The organism is Neobacillus terrisolis (assembly GCF_051233475.1).
Lineage (GTDB): Bacteria > Bacillota > Bacilli > Bacillales > Cytobacillaceae > Bacillus_BU.
Window position 1 is genome coordinate 14,306 of record NZ_JBKFGH010000006.1, and the last position, 21,984, is coordinate 36,289.

The following is a 21,984-nucleotide window of genomic DNA, read 5'->3' on the forward strand; positions in this document are numbered from 1 at the left end:
GTCAGATAACCAAACCTTTGTATTTTTATTTCTTTTTTTATATAATAATTAAGTATCCTCCTAGCTATGAAAATAGACGAAGGAGGTATTTTTTTGTTGGTGGAAGTGGAATGATAAATTAAGGATAAAAAAGGCGAGGGATAAAATTTGGATTATGAAGTAATTATTACCGTTCTGAAAATCATCATGATTGATATCATCCTCTCAGGAGATAATGCAATCGTGATTGCGATGGCAACAAGATCATTGCCAAAAGAGTATCAGAACAAAGCAATCTTCTGGGGAACAGGATTCGCAGTTTTTGCGCGGATTGCACTTGCTACAATTATCGTGTTAATCATGAATATTCCTTACATTCATGCGGTAGCTGGTTTACTGCTTGCCTACATCGCATGGGGTGTGTTAAATCAAGGTGAAGAGGAAGCAAACATCAAAAGCCACAACTCTGTTGGGAAAGCGATTGCGACCATTGCTGTTGCCGATTTAACGATGAGCTTAGACAATGTAGTTGCAGTAGCGGGTGTTGCAGAGGGGCATATCGGATTGTTAATTTTAGGAATTGCCATCAGTATCCCCTTAATGATCTTTGGTTCAAAGTGGCTTGTTGGCATGATGGGGAAATACCCAATCATTATTTATATCGGTGCTGGAATCCTTGCTTGGACTGCAGGAGAAATGATTGTCGGAGATGAAAGATTAACTTCTCTATTGAATATTTCTGAATCGGTTGGTTACGTAATCGCTGCTGTTCTTACCGTAGGAATAGTATTGGGTGGATATATTCGAAATAAGAAAAATGAAAAAGATGCTAACGAAGATCGAGCAACTGCATAAAGCGTATAGGGGTGTCCTAACTTGGACGCTCTTTTTTTGTTTCAATTTTTTGGAAGAATATCAATAAATAGCCATTTTTCCCCTTGCTTTTTAACCGCGATTTTGTAATAATTTTGTGTATATTTTGTTAAAAAGACGACTTTTGTAGTAATTTGAAACATTCCTGTAATGTATTTATTACATAGATGACAAAATTCGATGGTATACTACAGATTGTACATATTTTTTGTTACTGAGAAATTTCCTGTGAAATGAAAGATTATTAGAAAATTACTAAACTATGAAATTTGTAGATTGATAGAAAAGGCAGGGGCAAAGGATGAAAAAACCGCTTCTAGTATTCAACATAACAGTGATGCTTGGGTTGGGAAGTGTAGTTTCTCTTCCAACTGCACAAGCAGAATCGATTCAAACTCAGCGATCAAGTATCCAAGCAAATCTAGCACAAACAAACAAAGAGCTTAGCGCGGTACAGGATGAACTGTCTAGATTAAATGAACAATTGAAACGTGCCGATCAAGCCATTATTGATAATCAAAACATGATTGCCAAGACAGAGGCCGATATTACGGCAGCAAACCTTGAGATTCAAAAGCTTGAACAAGAGGTTGCAACTTTAAAAAAGTCGATTGAAAAGCGAAATGAGGTTTTAAAAGAACGGGCGCGTTCTTACCAAGAAACAGGAGGAAACGTTCAATACCTGGATGTTCTGCTCGGTTCAACCAGTTTTGGTGATTTTGTTGATCGAATTGGTGCTGTTGCAACAATTATTAATGCAGATAAGGATCTTGTGAAGCAGTACGAAGCCGATAAGAATGAAGTGGAAAAGAAGCAATCATCGGTTAAAACAAAACTTGAAGAATTAACAAATATGAAGACTGAGCTAGAAGGAATGCGTGCTCAAATTGTCGAGCAACAGCAGCAAAACGAAGCGCTTAGAACAGAGCTTAAGCAAAGGGAAGCAGAAGGTCTCGCTGCTAAATCCGACCTACAGCAACAAGACCGTAGTCTCGCAACACAAGAAGCGGGATTAACTGCAGGCTTTTCGGCACAAGTGCCGACTAATGGTGGTGCTTCAAGCTATGCCATCCCTGCATCAGCGAATGAGAAAATTAGAATCGTTACGACTGCGGGGAACCGCTATATTGGTAATTCCGTTTATGTATTTGGTGGCGGAAGAACCGCTTATGATATAGAAAATGGACGATTCGATTGCTCCGGATTTGTTCATTGGTCCTATGCTCAAGCAGGGATCAGCATTGGAGCAAGTACGGATTCATTGAAAAACTCTGGACGTAGAGTTTCCACAAGTGAGATGAGACCAGGGGATTTAGTGTTCTTTAACACATATAAAACAGATGGTCATGTTGGGATTTATTTAGGCGGAGGTCAATTTATTGGCTCACAAAGCTCAACAGGTGTGGCGATTGCCAACATGTCCAGCGGTTATTGGGCGAACACTTTTAACGGTCGTGTTGTACGAATCATTGAATAATCGTGTAAATAATATAAGAGCCAGTTTCCATTCTACGGATGCTGGCTCTTTTGTTTTGGTAAATCGATATCATATAGTAATAGTTTAGCCCCTTTCCACTCATACTAAGATTGGAAGCGCAATTATTTGTGCTCCCAATCTTAGTATGTTTTTGCTTATTTATAAAATTTCTTCACTTGCATATAGGACTTTTGTATAGCCTGTCTTACATTTATATGTTATAAAAGAGAAAAGTGAAATTAATTCTTTGAATCCGTTTTCAGACTTTAGTAGTAATTGTAAGGATTTTTTTGCCAAAAAGGGGGGACAACTATGAGTTTAAAGCAAAAAAAGTATAATTTTTTTCAACAAGTTAGACGCAAATTTAAGTTGAATTTTATTAAACTTTTTCGTTCTCCGGGCGGAGCTAAAAAAGTATCATTAGGCTTTGCCATTGGCTTTGGCACTGAAATGATCGTTTTATCATCAGTATCACTGATTTATATATTTTTTGTACCCCTTGTTCGTTTAGCTAAAGGCTCGTTACCTGCCGCTATTATTGGAAACGTTATCGGGAAAATAACCTTCCTTCCCGTTATTCTCATTCCTTTTGCGAAAAAAATAGGGAAGCTTCTCTACCCAATCAAAGTAAAAGTAGGGCACATGCCGTTTTCTTTTTCAAATATATTGCACGGGGATTTCCGGGGCTTGATCAATGTCCTTTATGGCGGGATCCATGTATTAATTGGCATGACCATTTTTGGCATTATCCTCGGGGGAATTTCGTACTTTATCATTCACTATTTTTACGAAAAAGAAAAAACAAGAAGATTAACAAAGGTTCGTCATAGGCATGCGATTCGCAATAATTTAAATAATAACTATTCCTAGGATAAATTGAACCGTACGGGATTCTAGGAACTCGCCAAAAAGGCGAGTTTTCTTTTTTACAATATTTTAGATCCTTCTTAAACTTAAGCGCCGATGAAAATACTTAGGAGTTACCGATTTCAAAAATATATTATTTATCTTCTAAATGTAATAAGTCGCTTTGTAATTCGTTTTGAGACGAATAGCCAGTTTGAATAATATCATCTTTATTACGAACGAAATATGTGTACTCCACTTCTGGTTCATTATCAAATATTACACCTATGGAGTATGGACTCATACTCTCATATCCGTCCTCACGATGAGGCACAGTCCAAAATTCCCAAGTCTCCTTTGGGTACTCTTGTTCCAAATACATCTGTAAATAACCTACTTTATTTTCAATTTGCAAATCAATCCAGTAAGGCCGTACCACATAAAAGATACTAAAAGAAATCAGATAAACAATAGCCAATCCCTGAATAACTTTCCTCCATTTTCCTTTCAAAACGAAAGAAACAGATAGAATAGCGAGTAAAATCCCACCAGCTATTATCAATTCAATTAATTCAATTGGATGCATTGAATCCACCCCTTTTTTTAGATATTCGTTGGTTTTTTATTTATAACAATGAAACCTTCACTCTGTAGCATAAGTATAACAACAAAAATAGGATGCGAATCACCCTTTTCAACAAAGTGGACTCATTATGGCTTTTATTTTAAGAACAGCTTAATTTTATTAACCCCGTTCTTAACATTCGGATACCGAAACGGAATATCGAATAATGTGGTTTGCTTTAGAACGCTCTTACCGTGCGAAAACGTGTCGAAGCTGCCTTTTCCATGATAGGCGCCAATTCCGCTTGACCCGACTCCGCCGAAGGGCAGGTGAGGGGAGCCAAGGTGATAGACGGTATCATTAATGCATCCACCTCCGAAGGAAATACGATTTAGTACTTCCTCCTGAATGGCGCGGCTTTCGGAAAATATATAGAGTGCGAGGGGATTAGGGTGCTTGTGAATTCCCTCAATGGCTTCTGTTAGCTCGCTGTACTCCAGCACCGGCAGGATCGGGCCAAAAATCTCATCTTGCATAACAGGATCTTCCCATGTGATGTTCGTAAGCACGGTTGGCTCGATCACAAATCCATTCTCCATTGTTTTTCCGCCTGTAAAAATTTCTCCATTATCCAAAAAAGAGCACAATCTGTTATAATGCTTTTCGCTGACAATATGAGTATAGTCCTCGTTATTAAGTGGATGTTCTCCGTATAGCTCATGAATCGCTACCTTTAGGGCAGTCAAAAAGTCATGTTTAATCGATTGGTGAATATACAAGTAATCCGGTGCCACGCACGTTTGACCCGCATTTATATACTTCCCCCAGGCTATTCGTTTTGCGGCCAACTTTATATTGGCATCCTCATGAACAATGCAGGGGCTTTTTCCGCCTAATTCCAAGGTTACCGGGGTTAAATGTTTGGAAGCAGCCTCCATAATGATCTTTCCGACAGGAACACTTCCAGTAAAAAAGATATAATCAAATTTTTCATTTAGCAGGGCTTGGCTTGTTTCCACCCCACCTTGGAAGACAACAATATATTCTTCTGGAAAGATGTCTTGGATTAGTCTGCCTAGAACCTCTGATGTTTTCGGTGTTAGTTCTGAAGGTTTGATTACTGCACAGTTCCCAGCGGCAATGGCCCCAATTAAAGGAGCTATTGCTAATTGAAACGGATAATTCCAAGGCGAGATAATCAGAGACACACCATAGGGTTCCGGATAAATGTAACTTGTTGAGCCGAAGTGAGTAATCGGAGTTTTTACCCTTTTGGGTTTTACCCATGAGCGTAAATGGCGGGTGGTGAAACGTATTTCTTCAAGGATTATCCCAACTTCAGTCGTATATGCTTCAAATTCCGATTTATTTAAATCCACTTTTAACGCTTCGATAAGCTGTTTTTCATTTGTTTTGATAGCCGTTCTTAACTTTTGCAGCGCATCCAGGCGGAAAGCTATATCCTTTGTCTTGTCAGTGCGGAAAAACGCTTTTTGTTTTTTTATAAGCGCTTGTATTGTATTCATACGATTCCTACTTTCGTAAAAGATTCATCGATTTGATTATCCCATATTAACACCTTCATCCAAAGTTATAAGTTGGTACGATTTTCATTTGACTAAAGTGTTACCGAAAAATTTTAACTAATAGCCTTTTATTGGTGTAAGAAACTGCAATAGGATCGGGGGAAATTGTAACCAATCGCCCTTATTAGTGTAAGAAACCGAAAATGATTACGGGAAATGGGTGACAATTAACTCTAAAACAAAAAAAAAACCAACAATAGTTGGTTTCTAAGCTTAGCCTTCTAGAAGTGGAATTCTCTCTTTGTATTGCTCAATTAGTGCTCGGTTATGTTGTTCCGCTCCATCCGCATTTCCGCTCTTAAAGATGGGCGGTTTAACGTTATTTTCAAGCATGATATTGACCGCTTCGACGATGATTCCATTAACGATTGCTGTCCCGACTACGGTTGAGCCAGAGCCGAAAGGAATGTTTAATGACTCGTGCTTCATCAACGCATCTCCAACGAGAATATGATTATCAATGGTTAGATCAGCAGAGTGATGAAGAAATTTCCCGTTTTTATGTCTAGAAGAAACATGCTTTGCATAAATAGGGGAGGTGATGGCAATTACGAAAGCACCTTTGCTTTTTGTGATTTCGGCCACATCAATTGGAACAGGATTTCTCCCTGAAGTGGATGCAACAATGACAATATCACCAGTATCGATTGCAATGTTTTCCATAAACTGATGTGCATAATCATTTTGTTGTTCCAATTGCGAAGAGCGTACAGCTCCTTTATGGAGCATCAACTCGTCAATTAATATGGGGTTAATCGGTGCAAGTCCACCCGCGCGGTAAAATAATTCCTCACCAAATATATGAGAATGACCGCAGCCAAACACATGCACAATCCCATTGTGTTGAATACAATCGGCTACTTTTGCCGCGGCCATTTTGAGGTTTTCCTTTTCATCCTTAGCTATGGTGGTTAATAATTCTTGGAGTTTATCAAAATAAAGGTTAAACAAGGGATTACCTCCATATGAATTTCCTGTTATCGCTTCATCTGTATCATGAATTTATAGCGGTCGGCACGATAGGCTGATTTTACAAATTCAACCGGGGTTCCATCATGAAGAAACGTGTTTCGTTGAATCAGCATGACGGGAGCCCCTTTGTTTATGTTTAAATAATTGGCTTCACTTTGAGTGGCAATGGATGATTCAATTACCTGCGCTGCATGATCAATTCTTAAGTTCAACCGATCTTCAATGTACGTGTATAATGATTGATTCACAATTTCCTCTGTGAGCCCTTTAATAAGGTTGGCTGAAATATAATTGGTTTCCAAGGCCATCGGTACACCATCAGCTAAGCGGATCCGTTTTATTTCGTACACAGGTCCATATTCTTGGATCGACAACTGACTTGCAATTTGACTGGTGGCAGGAATAATTTCAAAATGGATTAATTGGCTTCCAGGCTCAAAACCTCGCGCTTTCATATCTTCGGTGAAGCTTGTTAAGCCTTGGAGAGCTTGTTCAATTTTTCGTTCAGCGACAAACGTTCCTTTCCCTTGTAACCGATGTAAATATCCTTCGTTTACGAGCTGGGTAAAGGCTTGTCTTACGGTCATTCGGCTAATTTGGTATTTTTCAGCATATTCTCTTTCGGCAGGCAATGCGTCTCCAGGACGCAACTCACCCTTTTCAATTAACTCTTTAATATGCTCTTCAAGCTGATAATAAAGTGGAATGGGGGAATTTTTATCAATCATTCTCCTCTTACTGCACCTTTCTAGAAGAAATTAGACAGTGGCAGAATCTGAACGAATAGCTTTCATAGGACTATTTACAATGAACCTTTAGCCCGGCTACTGCCGCTTTATCTGCAATAATTGTAACATATGGATGGTTTTTCAAAACAGATGCAGGAAAACTTTCCTGAACACCTGCACTTAACAGCTTTGACAATGCCTCGCTTTTGTTTTCTCCGGAAACAAGAAGAATGATTTCTTTACTTTTCATTATCGTGGAAATTCCCATTGTAATCGCTTTTGTAGGAACATCCTCCAACCGGTTAAAGTATCTTGCGTTTGCCTTAATCGTCGATGGTGCTAAGTTTACGATATGAGTTGTGGAAGTGAACGAAGTTCCAGGCTCATTGAAACCGATATGCCCATTGCTGCCAATCCCAAGAATTTGGAGGTCAATCCCACCATGTTTTGAAATTAACTCCTCGAATCGTGTGCATTCTTTTTGGTAATCCTCGACATTACCATGAGGGACATGGGTGTTTTTTTTATTAATATCGATATGATTAAACAGCTGTTCATTCATGAAATAACGGTAGCTATTCTTATTTTCCGGTGAAAGGCCAATATACTCGTCGAGGTTAAAGGTCGTAACATTTTGATAGGATGTTCCATTCTTTTTATGGTCTTCAATGATATTTTTATAGGTTCCGATTGGTGTCCCGCCTGTTGCGAGTCCGAGTGTAATTCTCGGAAAATGGCAGACCTTATCAATGATGTATTCAGCTGCTTTCTGGCTCATTTCCTGATAGTTATTTACTTCGATGATTTTCATTATGGGTTCTCCTCCTTTTTATAAGCAACAGCGCCTCGGCAAATCGTCATCACCACTTCTAAATTGTCATCAAGAATAGCAATGTCAGCGTCTTTTCCAACCGATATGCTTCCTTTTCGATCAAAAACATTTAATTGCTTGGCGGGATTTCCAGATGCCATTTCAATCGCTTCTTCAAGTGAACATCCTGTATAGGCGATCATATTTTTAACGGCTTGGCCCATTTTCAAAATACTTCCAGCTAAGGTTCCGTCGATGAGTTCGGCTCTGCCATCCTTCACCGTCACTTCTTGTCCGCCAAGATCATATTTCCCGTTTTTTAAGCACTTTGCACGCATCGAATCGGTTATTAACATTAATCCTTCACTTCGTTTTAGTTTGTAAGCAATCTCAACTATTTCTGGACGAACATGAACTCCATCAACGATGATTTCAGCCATTAGCTCATCTCGTAAAAAGGCTGCACCAACGACTCCTGGTTCACGGTGGTGTAATCCACTCATTTGATTATAGAGATGGGTTACATGAGTTGCCCCTGCATGAATCGCTTCATTTACTTCTTCATAAGCTGCTTCTGAGTGGCCAATTGAGGCGATGATATGATTCGCCTTTAAAAATTGAATCAGTTCGATGCCACCTGGTTGTTCTGGTGCTAATGTAACCAATTTAATCATTCCATTAGCTAATTCTTGCCATCGTTTAAATAAAGCTAAATTAGGATCGATGATATGCGGAATGGGTTGTGCCCCAGCCATTTTGGGATTTACAAAAGGTCCTTCAAGATGAATCCCAAGTATTTCGGCGTTTCCCTGTGGTGCTTGTTTCCCAATGTAATCACCAGCATTGATTAAAGCCTGTTCAATATGTTTGATATCTTGAGTCATCGTTGTGGCTAGGAAGCTGGTTGTGCCTTCTTTAGGAAGGGAGGTCACCATCGTGTCAAGTGCATCCTGCGTTCCATCCATTGTATCAGCACCGTTTACGCCATGGATATGAACATCAATTAAACCAGGAATGGCTTTATAATGAGAGGGAAGCTCAACTATTTCCCATTGATCATTATTTAAAGGCCCAAGCTCCGAAACGTTTCCCAGCTCATCTATTTTTTGATCTTTCATTTTTATATAGCCATTTTCAAGGATTTTACCTTCTGAATAAATATGAATACCCTTTAGCAAAATAGGATTAACTTGCGGAGTCATCTTCATTACATCCTTTCAAGTGATACCTTCATATTAGCATCACCTATTTCTAGTTGTCTATACCAATTTGTGTTTTATAAGTGATGGTAGGTTTGTTTTTAAAATAAAAAACCTTGTTGTTATAAGGTTAAGACGAATTTTAATGATATCCCGTTCAAAAAAAATAAAAATTGGTATAGACATCTATAATTATTCGGTGGTATAGTTGCTCTAGGAAAAGCGCTTTCACCCATGATTAACATCGAAAAGGAGAGAATACACTATGTTAGGTTTTTTACAGCGAATCGGAAAAGCGTTGATGCTGCCAATAGCCGTGCTGCCAGCTGCAGGGCTGTTGCTCCGTTTTGGACAGCCGGATTTATTAGATATCCCGTTTATTGCGAATGCCGGGAATGCCATTTTTGCAAACTTAGCGTTAATTTTTGCGATTGGAGTAGCGATGGGGTTTGCCAAAGATAATAATGGTGCTGCAGCCTTATCAGGGGCAATTGGCTATTTAGTTTTAACAGAAGGAACAAAGGCTTTAGATAAAGACATTAACATGGGCGTATTAGGGGGAATTATCGCCGGGATCATTGCCGGATTGCTTTACAATCGTTACCATGACAAGAAATTACCTGAGTGGCTAGGTTTTTTTAGTGGACGCCGCTTTGTTCCGATTGTGACCTCAGTCGCAATGGTTATTTTAGCAGGAATCGCTGGCTTTGTTTGGCCACCAATTCAGGATGCCATCAATGGCCTTGGAAACTGGATTATTGGCCTTGGTGCAATCGGCTCTGGGATATTTGGGTTATTGAACCGATTGCTTATTCCGTTAGGATTACACCATGTTTTAAATAGTTTGTTCTGGTTTCAATTTGGAGAATACGCAGGAAAAGCGGGGGATATTGCCCGTTTCTTTGCAGGGGACCCAACTGCCGGCGGCTATATGACAGGGTTCTTCCCAATCATGATGTTTGGACTTCCTGCTGCTGCGTTTGCGATTATTGCCTCTGCTAAGCCGGAAAAAAGAAAAGCAGTATCAGGGATGTTCATTGGCCTGGCACTAACATCTTTCCTTACGGGGATTACTGAACCAATTGAATTTTCCTTTATGTTTGTCGCACCATTATTATATGGGGTACACGCTGTTCTAACTGGATTGTCGATGGTGGTTACATCGACGCTGGGTATTCGCGATGGATTTACTTTTTCTGCTGGCGCCATTGATTATTTATTAAACTTTAACATTGCGGAAAAACCGTTATTGTTATTATTGGTGGGTTTAGTTTACGCGGTTGTTTATTTTGCAATTTTTTATACTTTAATTAAAACGTTTAATATTAAAACACCAGGTCGTGAAGACGATGAAGAAATTCTTGCCGAGCCATCAACATTAAGTAATGGGGCAAAGGATAAATACGATGCAATGGCTGAACATTTTATCCAAGATATTGGAGGGAAAGACAATATTATTTCGATTGATAATTGCGCGACCCGGCTTAGATTAAATATTGTCGATATGGAGAAAGTGAACGACTCAGCTTTAAAAGCACATGGTGCAAAGGGAATTATGAAATTGAACAAAACTAACCTACAAATTGTGGTCGGAACAGACGTTGAATTTGTAGCCGATGCTATGAAAAAAATAAAATAAAGCTTAAAAAGGATCACTCAATACCTAGGAGTGATCCTTTTTCTTCATAAGATATAGATGAGTAAAGGAGCTAATACGGATAAAAATAAGGCTGATGTAGTCATGGCTACATTCCCCATTGCGCCCTCTTCTTCTCCCCAAATGCGCGACCGGTTTGCTCCGAGTAGTTGTGCTGAGGTACCCATTGCTAATCCTTTAGCAGATTTGCTCTTTATCCCGAATTGTTTTAGTAAGTTAGGACCAATCATCACGGAAATAAGAGCGGACAAAATGACGAAAATAATCGTAGTGGACGAAATTCCTCCAAGGTCACTCGATATCGTCAACGCAATCGGCAGAGTAACCGATCTTGGAATCAATGATAATAACAGCTGTTGTTTTAAATGGAAAATTTGCGACAAAGCTAACACCACGATCACACCCGTTGCCGTTCCGCAAAAAACACCGGCAAGAATCTTCTTGTAGTTTTTCTTTAAAAACGCCCATTGTTTGTAGAGTGGCACAGCTAACGCTACAACGGCAAGTTGTAAGAACTGATTAAACACAACATTGACCGAATTAAACGTATCCTCATGGATGTGGAGTAGAAGCAACAATAAGGTAAGAAGAACGGAGGCCGTGTATAAAGGATTAAGCCAACCTTTTTTATACTTCCGATACAGCTTTAAACTGAAAAAGTAACAGGCTGCGGTAAGAAGGATACAAAAAACAACCTTTATGATAAATAGGATCATTTTGCATTTCTCCTTTTTAATTTTTCATACCACTCAACGGGGATTGCTGTCGCTAACAAGCAGGATATGCTGCTGACAATGATTATAATTAGGACGGGCCATTGTAAGACATCAAGAACTTTTGAAGAAATGAACAGACTAACAATTGGTGGAATCAATAGTAATGTAAGATGCTTCAATTGAAAGGTGGAGGCCTCATCAATCCATTCTAATTTTATGATTCCAGTTAACAGGGAAACAAACAGGAGGATCATCCCAACCACACTGCCCGGCAGCGGAATGTGAAAAAATGTAACCATTCCATACCCTAAAAGCAAGAAGCCCACAAGGATGAAAAGCTGCAGAAACCATCGTAGTTTCATAGTCCTCGCCCTCCATCCGTTTGAATTATAATTTTAGATTAGAGGAGTTAATCTGATAAATCATTCGTTTTGTCAGATAATCTTACAGCTTTTCGGTCGGGTGTTCATAATTTTGAAAGAAAATCTTACATTTTGGATTTTGTTTGTGCGGGATTTATTACGAAAAGGGCATTAAATTTCAGTTTATGGAAAGAGTAAACATAAAAATTAAGGTTGTGGCTTGAGAATTAGGAGGTGTGGTTGATGGAGCAGCGAAAAACGGAACAACGAAAACTTGTAGAAGGAAAAGATATTAAGGATAATATTGATCATGTCCTTCAAGATGAAAAAAATCGGGATTTGAAGCTGATTGAGCAATATTTGGTTCGGGAAGAAAATACGAATCAGACGTGAGTGGGCGTTGCACGGGGTCTTATAGTGGCTATTGAAATGACGTGTGTATTGTGAGATACACATGTCATTTTTTTGTTGTTTTTTACAAGGAGAGTTCCTGTGGCCATTTTGAGTAATCCACAGTTTGATTTTGGTCAGAAGGAGAACCAACATAGCTTTTGATATAATAAAGCAAAAAACTCAAAGAAGGTAATCGCACATTAAGTTGCGAAAATAATAGTAATGAGAAATAAAGAGGGAGCCCAAGCCAACCTTCAATCTAGCAATCTCGCAGACGATTCCAGCCCCTCTTCAACGTGGAGGTAAACAATGTACATACGGAAATTAATAGTCCCTGTCATTTTTCTAATGCTTACCATCATAACAGGTACGCTTGGATATATATGGACTGAAAAATTAAGTTTGTTTGATTCAATCTGGCTAGCAGCTGTTTCAATCCTGACCATTGGATATGGTGATATTGCCCCTGTTACTCCACAAGGGAAAATTTTCACGCTGATTATCATACCGATAGCGATTGGATTAGTAACGTATATTTTAGCGCAATTTGCGAGTTCGATTATTGATGGCAATTTAGCAAGAGAGGTGAAAAAGCGGATGATGGATAAGAAAATTAATAAATTAACAAATCATATTATTATTTGCGGGCATGGACGAGTCGGAAAACAGGTGGTTTCGCAATTACAGAATGAACGGAAACCATTTGTCATAATTGAAAAAAACGAAGAGGTAATTGATTTATTCCCCGATTCTTTTCTCTATGTTTTTGGTGATGCAAAGGAAGAACAAACTTTGATCGATGCGGGAATTAAGAATGCTAGTTCTATAATTCTCACTTTACCTGACGATGCCGATAACTTATTTATTACACTAACGGCAAAGGGAATTCATCCAGGTGTTCAAACGATTTCAAGAGCAGAAAATGATCACTCAGAGAAAATTCTTTATCAGGCTGGGGTAGATAACGTAATTAACACCTCCAGCATTGGTGGGAAACGAATGGCGATGTCCGTTCTTAAACCTCATAGTGTCGAATACGTCGATACTCTTTTACATAACAATGATGTCGCTTATAGTCTAGAAGAAATCAAAATTTCTGAGACATCACCATTAGTAAATACTTCATTAAAAGAATCTAAAATAAGAGAACTATATGGGGTTAGTATCGTGGCGATTAAGCGAAAGAATGTTGTAATCAGTAACCCTAATGCAGATGAACGAATCCAAACTAATGACCTGATTATTGTATTTGGTGCCGAGCACCAAATGAAAAACTTTGAAACAGTGGCTTTCTAAATTTTATTGGCGGTTTTAGCTTATTTATCGACGCTTTTTAAACATTTATCGGCGCTTTTTCGATTTTTATCGACGCTTTTTAAACATTTATCGGCAAAAGTGAATAAGGTCACACAAACTTCCGAAAACAACCCTACATTAAACGTTACAAAATAACCCAAATAGGAGTAATGATGAAAAAGATAAAAGTAGACTGGAAAACAATTTCTTGGGTTATGATCTTTCTAATTCTGTACACAATAATAAACATGATCTGGATGGACTTTCTCTACATAAATGATTCGTATTTTAATATTTATACTACTTTAGGAATAGCAATTATTTTAGTTCTCCCATATTCATATTTAAATTCAAAAGTTGAATTCGGGAATTGGTATATTGTATTTTTAATTCCCTTTTCCTATATTGTATTACAAATGTTGCTAAGCCAGTTTTGGTATATGATTTTTCCAAACCCCTATAAAAGTGATGATCTAGGAGCGGGTATTTTAGCACTAATAATTTTCTTCCTCCATTGGCTTTCTATCATCATTTCAATTTACTTAGGTTATGTAATAAAAGGGTATAGAACGAAAAAAATTTAGACTCTTTCTTGAATAATTTTGTAGTGCCCCTTAACATTTAAAACAGCAATAAAAATAGGGTACAGTTTATTCTGTGCCCTATTTCTATTTGCTTCGTAATAAAGTACCTTTAACAAATGTTATCTGCATTGTACTTCGTTCGGCTTCAATCTTCTGCTTTTGAAATCAACCGCCCGCCAATCAGGGGATGGAGACTGATGATTACTGAAAGTGATGGTAACTAAATCATAAGGTGGATTGTGGGCTCCTTCAAATGTCGTTACTTGTACAGTTACATCAAAGCTGTAGCCGCCTTGGTCTTGTTTCTTAATTTGGATAATTTTACCACAATCAAACTGCTTATTTATGCCGTACTGCTTCTCTATTTCTTTATAAATTAAAGGAGCAAGCATAATGTAAATCAAATCATCCCGTATCTGTACATCATTTTTAGTTACGGTTTCGGCTTGGCCTGGGGAATAAGAGGAAAGTGTTAAGAAGGAAATTAATATTAAAAGGTTTTTTTTCATAAAGAACCTCATCAATTCCCGGAACTCATCTTTTTCAATTTTACTCTCGTCCGAACCCCTGCCCATACAGCAATTAACAGCCCCCCGGCAGTATCCGCAATTAAATCGAGCATCGTGTCTCTATTGCCTCCGCCCTGGAGGGTCATGTTAAAAAATTCATCTGAGCTAAATTCATAGATCTCCCAAATAACGCCACCCAACACCGCAAACGAGAGGACGTACAAAAAAATAAACCATGGTGAAATCTCTTTATCAGCCTCTCTATGAACAAGCCGTTCGTATAAGGCTATTCCTGCAAAACCGAGAATGGAACCGCTAATTAAGTGAAGGAACGTATCCCACCAGCCATTGCCATACCATCCTAAAATCGAGCCTAAGTATTGGGAACCAACTAGGAAAATCAAATACGAAACAATTAGCGGCATATTGAAATTTAACTTAGTAAAAATTGCTAATAGAAGCGGAACCGCTCCACACCCTACACCACTAACCGCTACGAGAGCTTTAAACGACTCCTCATTCATATAGTAAAAAATCGCTAAGCCTCCCATGAAAAATACGTACAACAGACAGAGTCCAATCACTAATTTTCGATTCCGATTCATTTCCCGTCACCACCAGGTTTTTAATTCCGTTAAAACACATTATGAGTCTTTATTTTTCCACTAAAATCTTCATAATATTACAGATACGCTGGAATGTTGTTTTTAATTAAAACAATTAATTTAATCGCCACTTTTATCACCTAATGTTCATTTTTAATTCACAATACAATGCTATAATTTCATAGTAAGCCAACAGCAAGATGAACGCGAATCCTAGCCCATATTATGAGGAGAAATGTATGAAACTATTAGAGCTTAAAAATATAAAAAAATCCTATAAACTGTACGATAAAGAAAAAGTTCAAGTCCTTCACGATCTTAATTTAAGCTTTCAAACAGGGGAATTTGTCTCCATACTCGGTGAATCTGGCTGCGGAAAATCAACGCTAATGAACATTATCGGGGGAATGGATTCGGATTTTGAAGGGGACGTTATTGTCCAAGGGAAAAGCTTAAAAGGGATGAAGGAAAGAGAGATTGACGATTATCGTAAAAATAAAATTGGCTTCGTATTTCAAAGCTTTAATTTAATACCTCATTTATCTGTTTTAGAAAATGTCACCATTGCCATGCAAATGACGGCAATGAGCGAAAAGGAAAGAAACCAAAAAGCTAAGGAAATCTTGACCGATGTTGGTTTAGCGGATCAGATTATGAAAAAACCTAATCAGCTTTCCGGCGGTCAAAAGCAGAGGGTAGCGATAGCCCGCGCCTTAGCGAACGATCCGGAAATCATTTTAGCGGATGAACCGACCGGGGCTCTCGACCAAGAAACGAGCGAACAAATCCTAACATTATTAGATCGCATTGCTCAAAAGGGTATGCTCATTATTACCGTAACCCATTCCCAAAAGGTAGCAGATAAAAGCTCCCGGATTGTAAAAATCGAGGATGGTAAAATTAAAGACAATATCATTTTAAAAGAAAGATACGAAACAACTGCGGAAAAGGAGCACAATCGAGCAAAATCGCTTAGTCTGTTTGCTTCCTTTAAATTGGCATTAAAAAATATGAAATTGAAAGCAAGCCGAAATATTTTAGTTGCATTAGGCGGTTCGATTGGGATATTAAGCGTCATCTTAATGCTTTCCTTAGGGGATGGCGTAACGAAATATATTAATGATGAGATCAACTCCAGTTTAAACCCGTTAATGATTGACATTACAAAGCCCGCAAAAGATGAGGAGCCTGAACAGGCGCATCCAGGTGCAGCTGTAAGACAAACGATGGAGCCTTTGGACCAGGCCGATATTGATAAAATCGAAAAAATTCCCCATGTAACAAATGTTGAAAAGGTTTCGGCTCTCAATAGAAAAAGCAGTGCCGTTTTTGAAGAAAACCGAGTCGATCTTCAATCTCTTTCTACTTTAACCGAATCCGTTGATGAGGAGATTCTTGTTACGGGGGAAATGCCTAAGGAAAATGAGGTTCTTTTAACAGCGGCCCAAGCGAAAAAATTAACAAGTGATAAAACCTATAAAACGTTGGTTGGTAAAAAATTAATGGTTTATGTGAACGAAATTGATGCACAAAATAAACCGGTGATCCTAGAAAAAGAATTAACGGTATCAGGGATATCTGAACAAGAAGATACAGGACCCGGGGTTAGCCCAGCAGCATTCATCACATATTCAACTTTGGAAAAAGTCTATAGTTCACAAGGTGTCCAGCTAAAACCAAGTCAAGTAAATGCTTATGCCGACAACCGAGACAATGTAAACGAGATTAAAGCCAAGATTGAAAAGTTAGGCTATTCGAGTGCAAACACTCAAAAGATTCTCGAACAGGTTACCAACTACTTGGATATTGCCACATATGTACTGGCTGGTATTGCAGGTATTTCACTAATCGTCTCTGGAATTATGATCTTAGTTGTCCTGTATATAAGTGTTGTGGAACGGACGAGAGAAATCGGCATTCTGCGTGCGATCGGAGCAAGGAAAAAGGATATTAAGCGAATCTTTTTCTCAGAATCTGCGTTGCTGGGATTATTTAGCGGTTTTATTGCAGTTATTGCTGCAGTAGTGCTAAGTAACGTGCTGAATAAAGTATTAATGGATAGCTTTGGTGCTGAACTGATTCGTTTATCTATTGGAAATATATTGTTTGGAATTGCAACGAGCACTATTATTAGCATCATTGCAGGGCTATTACCGTCCTCAAAAGCAGCCAAGCTCGATCCGATGGAATCGTTACGATATGAATAAAGGATAAGCGGACAGCGTCTAACGCTGTTCGCTTTGTTTTTAGGTTTCTACCTTCGTCAACTTGTTTTGGGTTGACAAAAGGGGATAATTGTAATAAAATTATCTCGAATTCAAGATAATTAGTTTTAGGATGTTTTTGATAAAAATAATAAGAAAAAGGGGTAATATAAATGTTGAAAAAAATAGATAACAAAAATATGGGCCGAAGCAATCTTGGTTGGTTAAGAAGTATTTTTCACTTTTCATTTGCAGAGTACTATAATCCAAAAAATATGAACTTTGGAAAGCTAAGAGTTATAAATGATGATTTAGTGGATGCCGGGACTGGCTTTGGTTTACACCCACACAAAGATATGGAAATCATCTCTTATGTTGTCAGTGGGGAATTAACTCATGGTGACAGTATGGGCAATAAAAACAGCATTACACGTGGGCATGTTCAATATATGAGTGCCGGAACAGGTGTTTATCATAGTGAGCATAATCTAGGAGAAGATACATTACGATTTTTGCAAATTTGGATCATCCCTGATAAAGCAGGTTATGAGCCTAATTACGGAGACTATCGCTTTAATTGGGAAGACCGAAAAAATCAATGGCTTCAAATGGTTTCAAGCAAAAATGGGACAGCTCCAATCAAAATCAATCAGGATGCGAATATTTACTCCTTAGAGCTTGAGATGTGGAAACAAATCAGCTTCCAAGTAGCCGAAGGCAGACAAGCCTATCTTGTTCAAATTGAAGGCAGTTCTTCTGTGAACAATATTGAGCTAGAAACCCGAGATGCATTAGAAATTATCGAAGAGGATATCAATATTACCGCCAATGAAACTTCTCATTTTCTGATCTTGGAATTGAAAAAGGAAGAATTTTAATAAAAAGGAAAGGCTAAGGCTGTTGAGATGTTCTCAATAGCCTATTTTTTTCGGTTTGAACCACGAAATTGGACGTCTATCCGCCGAATGCTGTCGTCTATCCGCGAAAATCTGGCGTCTATCCGCGAAAAACTAGTGTCTATCCGCGAAAACCCGGGGTCTATCCGCGAAAAACTAGTGTCTATCCGCGAAAACCCGGGGTCTATCCGCGAAAAACTAGTGTCTATCCGCCAAAATCCGAATTCTATCCGCGAAAACGCGACGTCTATCCGCCAAAAACAAGCGTCTATCCGCGAAAACCCGGGGTCTATCCGCCAAAAACTAGTGTCTATCCGCGAAAACCCGGGGTCTATCCGCCAAAATCCGAATCCTATCCGCGAAAACGCGGCGTCTATCCGCCAAAATCCGAATCCTATCCGCCAAAACGCGGTGTCTATCCGCCAAAATCCGAATCCTATCCGCGAAAACCCGGCGTCTATCCGCCAAAATCCGAATCCTTTCCGCCAAAAAACTAGTCCGCAAAATTCAATCGACAAATAAATAGGAACTCACCGGAAACATTCCCACAAAACAAGGGACGCAATTTTCTTATAAAAAGAATTCCAAAATAGTCCATCGCTCATATAATATAGGGAAATGCCTATCAGTAAGCAATTACTAAGGGGTGCGCTATTATGGAAGAAAAACAATATCGGTTTGAAACAGAAGCCATTCATGCTGGCTATCAATCTGAAGAACATCAGGGTAGTCTTGTCCCGCCGCTTTATCAAACTTCAACCTTTTCATTTCCAAGTGCAGAGCAAGGAGAAAATAGATTTGCCGGCTTGGAGGCTGGCTATGTTTACACCCGCCTAGGAAATCCAACAGTCAAGATTCTCGAAGAGCGGATGGCGGCTTTAGAAAAAGGAGAAGCAGCCTTGGCTTTTTCTTCAGGGATGGCCGCCGTATCTGCTGTATTAATGTCCTTAACAAAGACAGGGGATCACATCCTCTGCTCCAAGGGAGTGTATGGCTGCACATTTGGTCTGTTGCAACTATTAAAGAAAAAATATGAAATTGATCATGATTTTTCATTAATGAAAGATACACAAGCAATTGAGGAACAAATACGTCCGAACACAACCTGCATTTATATCGAAACGCCGATCAACCCGACGATGCAGCTTGTTGATTTAGAGATGGTAGCCCAAATAGCGAATGAAAAAGGGATTCCGGTGGTCGTTGATAATACTTTCTGTTCTCCATATTTACAGACACCTTTAACACTGGGGTGTGAGGTTGTCATTCATAGTGCGACAAAATATATATGCGGTCATGGTGACGTAATTGCTGGCCTCGTCATCGGGAAAAAGGAATTTATTCATAATGTTTCTCGTACGACCCAAAAGGACATTGGCGGCACAATGTCTCCATTTGATGCTTGGTTGCTTTTAAGGGGACTGAAAACACTTCCGATCCGAATGGACCGTCATTGCGAAAATACTGAAAAGCTATTTGAATTTTTAAAGAATCATCCAAAGATTGAACAAATTTATTTTCCAGGGGATCCTTCACATCCAGATTATTTCATCATGAAAAAACAAATGATGCAACCGAGTGGACTTCTTTCTTTTACAATAAAAGGAACAAAGAAAACGGCGCAAATGTTTATGAACCAATTAAAACTGATCAAGTTAGCCGTCAGTCTTGGGGATGCAGAGACGTTGATTCAGCATCCGGCATCGATGACTCATGCCGTTATTCCAAAACAAGAACGCGAGAAAATGGGAATTGACGATAGTCTACTTCGATTGTCCGTTGGCCTTGAAGCGTGGGAGGATATCGCAGAGGATTTGGAGCAGGCACTCCATAATATATAATCACAAAAACCCATCGCTTAAGGGCGATGGGTTTTCAATACTTCAATTTAGCGCATTTTGATTATCTGCAATGGATTTATTTCTTCCGTTCTTTTCCCGGAAAATCAACCAAACGATTAAACTTAATGAGATAAGCAGCCCTTCTAGCGAGAAGATATACCAAGGATAAGGTCCGAGAATATCCATTAAACTCGGACTTTTTGGTTTGTGACTTAAGAACATATAATTGCCGTCTACCATTTTATTAATGAACATAATAAATGGCATGAGAAGGTTCAGAAAAACAAATAATTTTACGACAGACCATATAGTAGGTCTGAATCCTTTTACCCAAGTAAAATAAAGGACGGTCCAAATCGACATTAAATGAGTATAAAAGAAGTGGAAAAACCGAAAATGCGGGAAATCATAATTGACTAACGGTGTAAAAATTGCTTGCGAAGCACCTAATAATGCTGTAAATAACAAGATTTCGTAGATAATCTTTTTTCTTGTCAATAGTAGGAGTACCGTTAAGACAAGACTAATGCTGCATAATTCTAAGGGGATCGCATGACTCACATTCCAACTACCGTTAATAAACATCCAGTAATGATACGTGCCTTCAAATAAGATTAATGAAATGGCAATTCCTATCTCGCTCTTTCTTCCATTTTGTAAAATAAGCCGGTTCCGATAATAATAGAGGGTAAACCCACCGATCAGTAACAAAGCGATGATGATAAAGTGACTTGCTGAAAACATTTCAAAATCGTAATTTTGATAACTACGGCCAAACCATTCCATTATTTACCACCCTCTATTATCTTACCATCATTTAAACTTTCCGCCAATCCAGAACGAATTCATTTGAAGAATTAGACCATCCACTTCACTAATGGTGAGTAGATTTTGATATAATAAACGGTAGATATAGAAATAACTAAAAAAGAGGAGGCATGATTGTGACAGAACTGCCAAATACGACACAATTGACCAGAACCATTATTCAACACCGTAAACTGACTGCTCGAAAAAAGATTTTTCGCGCAATTGCGATTACACTTGGTGCCATCCTAATGGCCACAGGTTTAGAAATATTTTTAGTTCCAAACCATGTTATTGATGGCGGTATTACCGGGATTTCCATTATGCTATCACATATAACTGGCTTGGAACTAGGAATCTTTCTATTCTTATTAAACTTGCCGTTTGTTTATTTGGGATTTAAACAAATGGGTAAAACCTTTGCGATCTCATCTATATATGGAATTATTGTTTTATCTATTTTTACAACGCTTTTTCATCCTATACCGGCGTTTACAGATGACATTCTCCTGGCCACCGTTTTTGGCGGAATGATCTTAGGCGTTGGAGTAGGATTAGTCATTCGTAACAGCGGGGCACTCGATGGAACAGAGATTTTATCCATCCTCATTAACAAAAAAGTTCCGTTTTCCGTCGGTGAAATTATCATGTTTATTAATGTGTTTATTTTAGGTTCTGCCGGCTTTGTATTTGGCTGGGACAGAGCTATGTATTCACTATTAGCTTATGTGATTGCTACTAAGGCAATTGATACAGTAGTAGCCGGACTAGAGGAATCAAAATCTGTCTGGATTATTAGTGATGAGGCAGAGCGGATCGGCGAAACCGTTAATGCTCGGCTAGGCCGTGGTGTCACATATTTGCAAGGGGAAGGGGCATTCACGGGTGATAATAAAAAAGTTATTTTCTCGATTATCACTAGGCTTGAAGAATCAAAGCTGAAAACAATTGTTGAGGAGATAGATCCTACAGCATTTTTAGCTATTGCCGATATTACCGAAGTTCGGGGCGGCCGGTTTAAGAAAAGAGATATTCATTAAATTAATTTAGGCGTAAAAACGAAAAACTATATGTGTAC

22 protein-coding genes are annotated in these 21,984 nt (G+C 38.7%); 11 read left to right on the top strand and 11 right to left on the bottom strand.

Translation table 11 applies throughout. The annotated features are described in order from the left end of the window. Window positions 1-147 precede the first annotated feature (147 nt). The 3 genes from ACI48O_RS04035 to ACI48O_RS04045 all read left to right on the top strand — a co-directional run bounded on the left by ACI48O_RS04035 (window position 148) and on the right by ACI48O_RS04045 (window position 3,199). The gene (locus ACI48O_RS04035) at window positions 148-834 is read left to right on the top strand and encodes a TerC family protein (protein WP_435560446.1); all 687 of its coding nucleotides are present in this window, start codon (window positions 148-150) and stop codon (window positions 832-834) included. Window positions 835-1,153: 319 nt separating this feature from the next. Beyond that, a complete protein-coding gene (locus tag ACI48O_RS04040; protein ID WP_435560447.1) occupies window positions 1,154-2,329 on the top strand; it encodes a coiled-coil domain-containing protein in 1,176 nt (391 codons plus the stop codon). 312 nt (window positions 2,330-2,641) lie between these two features. Next, window positions 2,642-3,199 carry a DUF2062 domain-containing protein gene (locus tag ACI48O_RS04045; protein WP_435560448.1) on the top strand — a complete coding sequence of 186 codons (558 nt, stop codon included), beginning with the start codon at window positions 2,642-2,644 and terminating at the stop codon, window positions 3,197-3,199. Window positions 3,200-3,329: 130 nt separating this feature from the next. Here the strand turns inward: ACI48O_RS04045 and ACI48O_RS04050 are convergent, their stop codons facing one another. The 6 genes from ACI48O_RS04050 to nagA all read right to left on the bottom strand — a co-directional run bounded on the left by ACI48O_RS04050 (window position 3,330) and on the right by nagA (window position 9,039). Further along, window positions 3,330-3,761 (bottom strand): hypothetical protein, encoded by a 432-nt coding sequence (locus tag ACI48O_RS04050; RefSeq protein WP_435560449.1) that lies wholly within the window; start codon window positions 3,759-3,761, stop codon window positions 3,330-3,332. A gap of 134 nt (window positions 3,762-3,895) precedes the next feature. Further along, the gene (locus ACI48O_RS04055; RefSeq protein ID WP_435560450.1) at window positions 3,896-5,266 is read right to left on the bottom strand and encodes an aldehyde dehydrogenase; all 1,371 of its coding nucleotides are present in this window, start codon (window positions 5,264-5,266) and stop codon (window positions 3,896-3,898) included. A 273-nt stretch (window positions 5,267-5,539) separates the two neighbouring features. Continuing rightward, the gene (locus ACI48O_RS04060) at window positions 5,540-6,277 is read right to left on the bottom strand and encodes an SIS domain-containing protein (RefSeq protein ID WP_435560451.1); all 738 of its coding nucleotides are present in this window, start codon (window positions 6,275-6,277) and stop codon (window positions 5,540-5,542) included. Window positions 6,278-6,303: 26 nt separating this feature from the next. Beyond that, window positions 6,304-7,026: a GntR family transcriptional regulator gene (locus ACI48O_RS04065; RefSeq protein ID WP_435560452.1), complete on the bottom strand. Its 723-nt coding sequence runs from the start codon at window positions 7,024-7,026 to the stop codon at window positions 6,304-6,306. A gap of 70 nt (window positions 7,027-7,096) precedes the next feature. Beyond that, complete coding sequence (gene nagB, locus ACI48O_RS04070) at window positions 7,097-7,837, bottom strand: glucosamine-6-phosphate deaminase (RefSeq protein ID WP_435560453.1); 741 nt, start codon at window positions 7,835-7,837, stop codon at window positions 7,097-7,099. Next, window positions 7,837-9,039 carry an N-acetylglucosamine-6-phosphate deacetylase gene (gene nagA, locus ACI48O_RS04075; RefSeq protein WP_435560454.1) on the bottom strand — a complete coding sequence of 401 codons (1,203 nt, stop codon included), beginning with the start codon at window positions 9,037-9,039 and terminating at the stop codon, window positions 7,837-7,839. Before nagA ends, nagB begins: the two co-directional genes overlap by 1 nt. Before the next feature lie 262 nt (window positions 9,040-9,301). Between nagA and nagE the strand changes: the two genes are divergently transcribed. Beyond that, window positions 9,302-10,675 carry an N-acetylglucosamine-specific PTS transporter subunit IIBC gene (nagE, locus tag ACI48O_RS04080; RefSeq protein ID WP_435560455.1) on the top strand — a complete coding sequence of 458 codons (1,374 nt, stop codon included), beginning with the start codon at window positions 9,302-9,304 and terminating at the stop codon, window positions 10,673-10,675. Between the two features lie 44 nt (window positions 10,676-10,719). Here the strand turns inward: nagE and ACI48O_RS04085 are convergent, their stop codons facing one another. After that, entirely contained in the window at window positions 10,720-11,409 is a 690-nt protein-coding gene (locus ACI48O_RS04085; RefSeq protein ID WP_435560456.1) for an LrgB family protein, read from the bottom strand. Then, window positions 11,406-11,771: a CidA/LrgA family protein gene (locus tag ACI48O_RS04090; RefSeq protein ID WP_435560457.1), complete on the bottom strand. Its 366-nt coding sequence runs from the start codon at window positions 11,769-11,771 to the stop codon at window positions 11,406-11,408. The genes ACI48O_RS04085 and ACI48O_RS04090 overlap by 4 nt, the downstream gene beginning before the upstream one ends. A 243-nt stretch (window positions 11,772-12,014) precedes the next feature. Here ACI48O_RS04090 and ACI48O_RS04095 point away from each other — a divergent pair, with 243 nt between their 5' ends. Further along, window positions 12,015-12,164, top strand: coding sequence for a hypothetical protein (locus ACI48O_RS04095; protein ID WP_435560458.1), 150 nt, complete (start codon window positions 12,015-12,017; stop codon window positions 12,162-12,164). A 309-nt stretch (window positions 12,165-12,473) separates the two neighbouring features. Further along, the gene (locus ACI48O_RS04100; protein ID WP_435560459.1) at window positions 12,474-13,460 is read left to right on the top strand and encodes a potassium channel family protein; all 987 of its coding nucleotides are present in this window, start codon (window positions 12,474-12,476) and stop codon (window positions 13,458-13,460) included. 703 nt (window positions 13,461-14,163) lie between these two features. Here the strand turns inward: ACI48O_RS04100 and ACI48O_RS04105 are convergent. Both ACI48O_RS04105 and ACI48O_RS04110 read right to left on the bottom strand, forming a co-directional pair. Next, window positions 14,164-14,553, bottom strand: a complete 390-nt coding sequence (locus tag ACI48O_RS04105) for a DUF3888 domain-containing protein (protein ID WP_435560460.1) — start codon at window positions 14,551-14,553, stop codon at window positions 14,164-14,166. A gap of 11 nt (window positions 14,554-14,564) precedes the next feature. Next, window positions 14,565-15,158 carry a DUF2238 domain-containing protein gene (locus tag ACI48O_RS04110; RefSeq protein ID WP_435560461.1) on the bottom strand — a complete coding sequence of 198 codons (594 nt, stop codon included), beginning with the start codon at window positions 15,156-15,158 and terminating at the stop codon, window positions 14,565-14,567. 239 nt (window positions 15,159-15,397) lie between these two features. On the opposite strand from ACI48O_RS04110, the gene ACI48O_RS04115 reads away from it, so the two are divergent. The 4 genes from ACI48O_RS04115 to megL all read left to right on the top strand — a co-directional run bounded on the left by ACI48O_RS04115 (window position 15,398) and on the right by megL (window position 20,099). After that, window positions 15,398-17,365 (top strand): ABC transporter ATP-binding protein/permease, encoded by a 1,968-nt coding sequence (locus ACI48O_RS04115; protein WP_435560462.1) that lies wholly within the window; start codon window positions 15,398-15,400, stop codon window positions 17,363-17,365. Window positions 17,366-17,535: 170 nt separating this feature from the next. Continuing rightward, complete coding sequence (locus ACI48O_RS04120; RefSeq protein ID WP_435560463.1) at window positions 17,536-18,240, top strand: pirin family protein; 705 nt, start codon at window positions 17,536-17,538, stop codon at window positions 18,238-18,240. 27 nt (window positions 18,241-18,267) lie between these two features. Continuing rightward, window positions 18,268-18,780: a hypothetical protein gene (locus ACI48O_RS04125; RefSeq protein WP_435560464.1), complete on the top strand. Its 513-nt coding sequence runs from the start codon at window positions 18,268-18,270 to the stop codon at window positions 18,778-18,780. Window positions 18,781-18,914: 134 nt separating this feature from the next. Further along, on the top strand, window positions 18,915-20,099 hold the full coding sequence (gene megL, locus ACI48O_RS04130; protein ID WP_435560465.1) for a methionine gamma-lyase: 1,185 nt from the start codon (window positions 18,915-18,917) through the stop codon (window positions 20,097-20,099). A gap of 42 nt (window positions 20,100-20,141) precedes the next feature. On the opposite strand, the gene ACI48O_RS04135 is transcribed toward megL, so the two are convergent. After that, entirely contained in the window at window positions 20,142-20,885 is a 744-nt protein-coding gene (locus ACI48O_RS04135; protein WP_435560466.1) for a YwaF family protein, read from the bottom strand. 152 nt (window positions 20,886-21,037) lie between these two features. On the opposite strand from ACI48O_RS04135, the gene ACI48O_RS04140 reads away from it, so the two are divergent. After that, a complete protein-coding gene (locus tag ACI48O_RS04140; protein WP_435560467.1) occupies window positions 21,038-21,946 on the top strand; it encodes a YitT family protein in 909 nt (302 codons plus the stop codon). The last annotated feature ends 38 nt before the right edge of the window (window positions 21,947-21,984 follow it).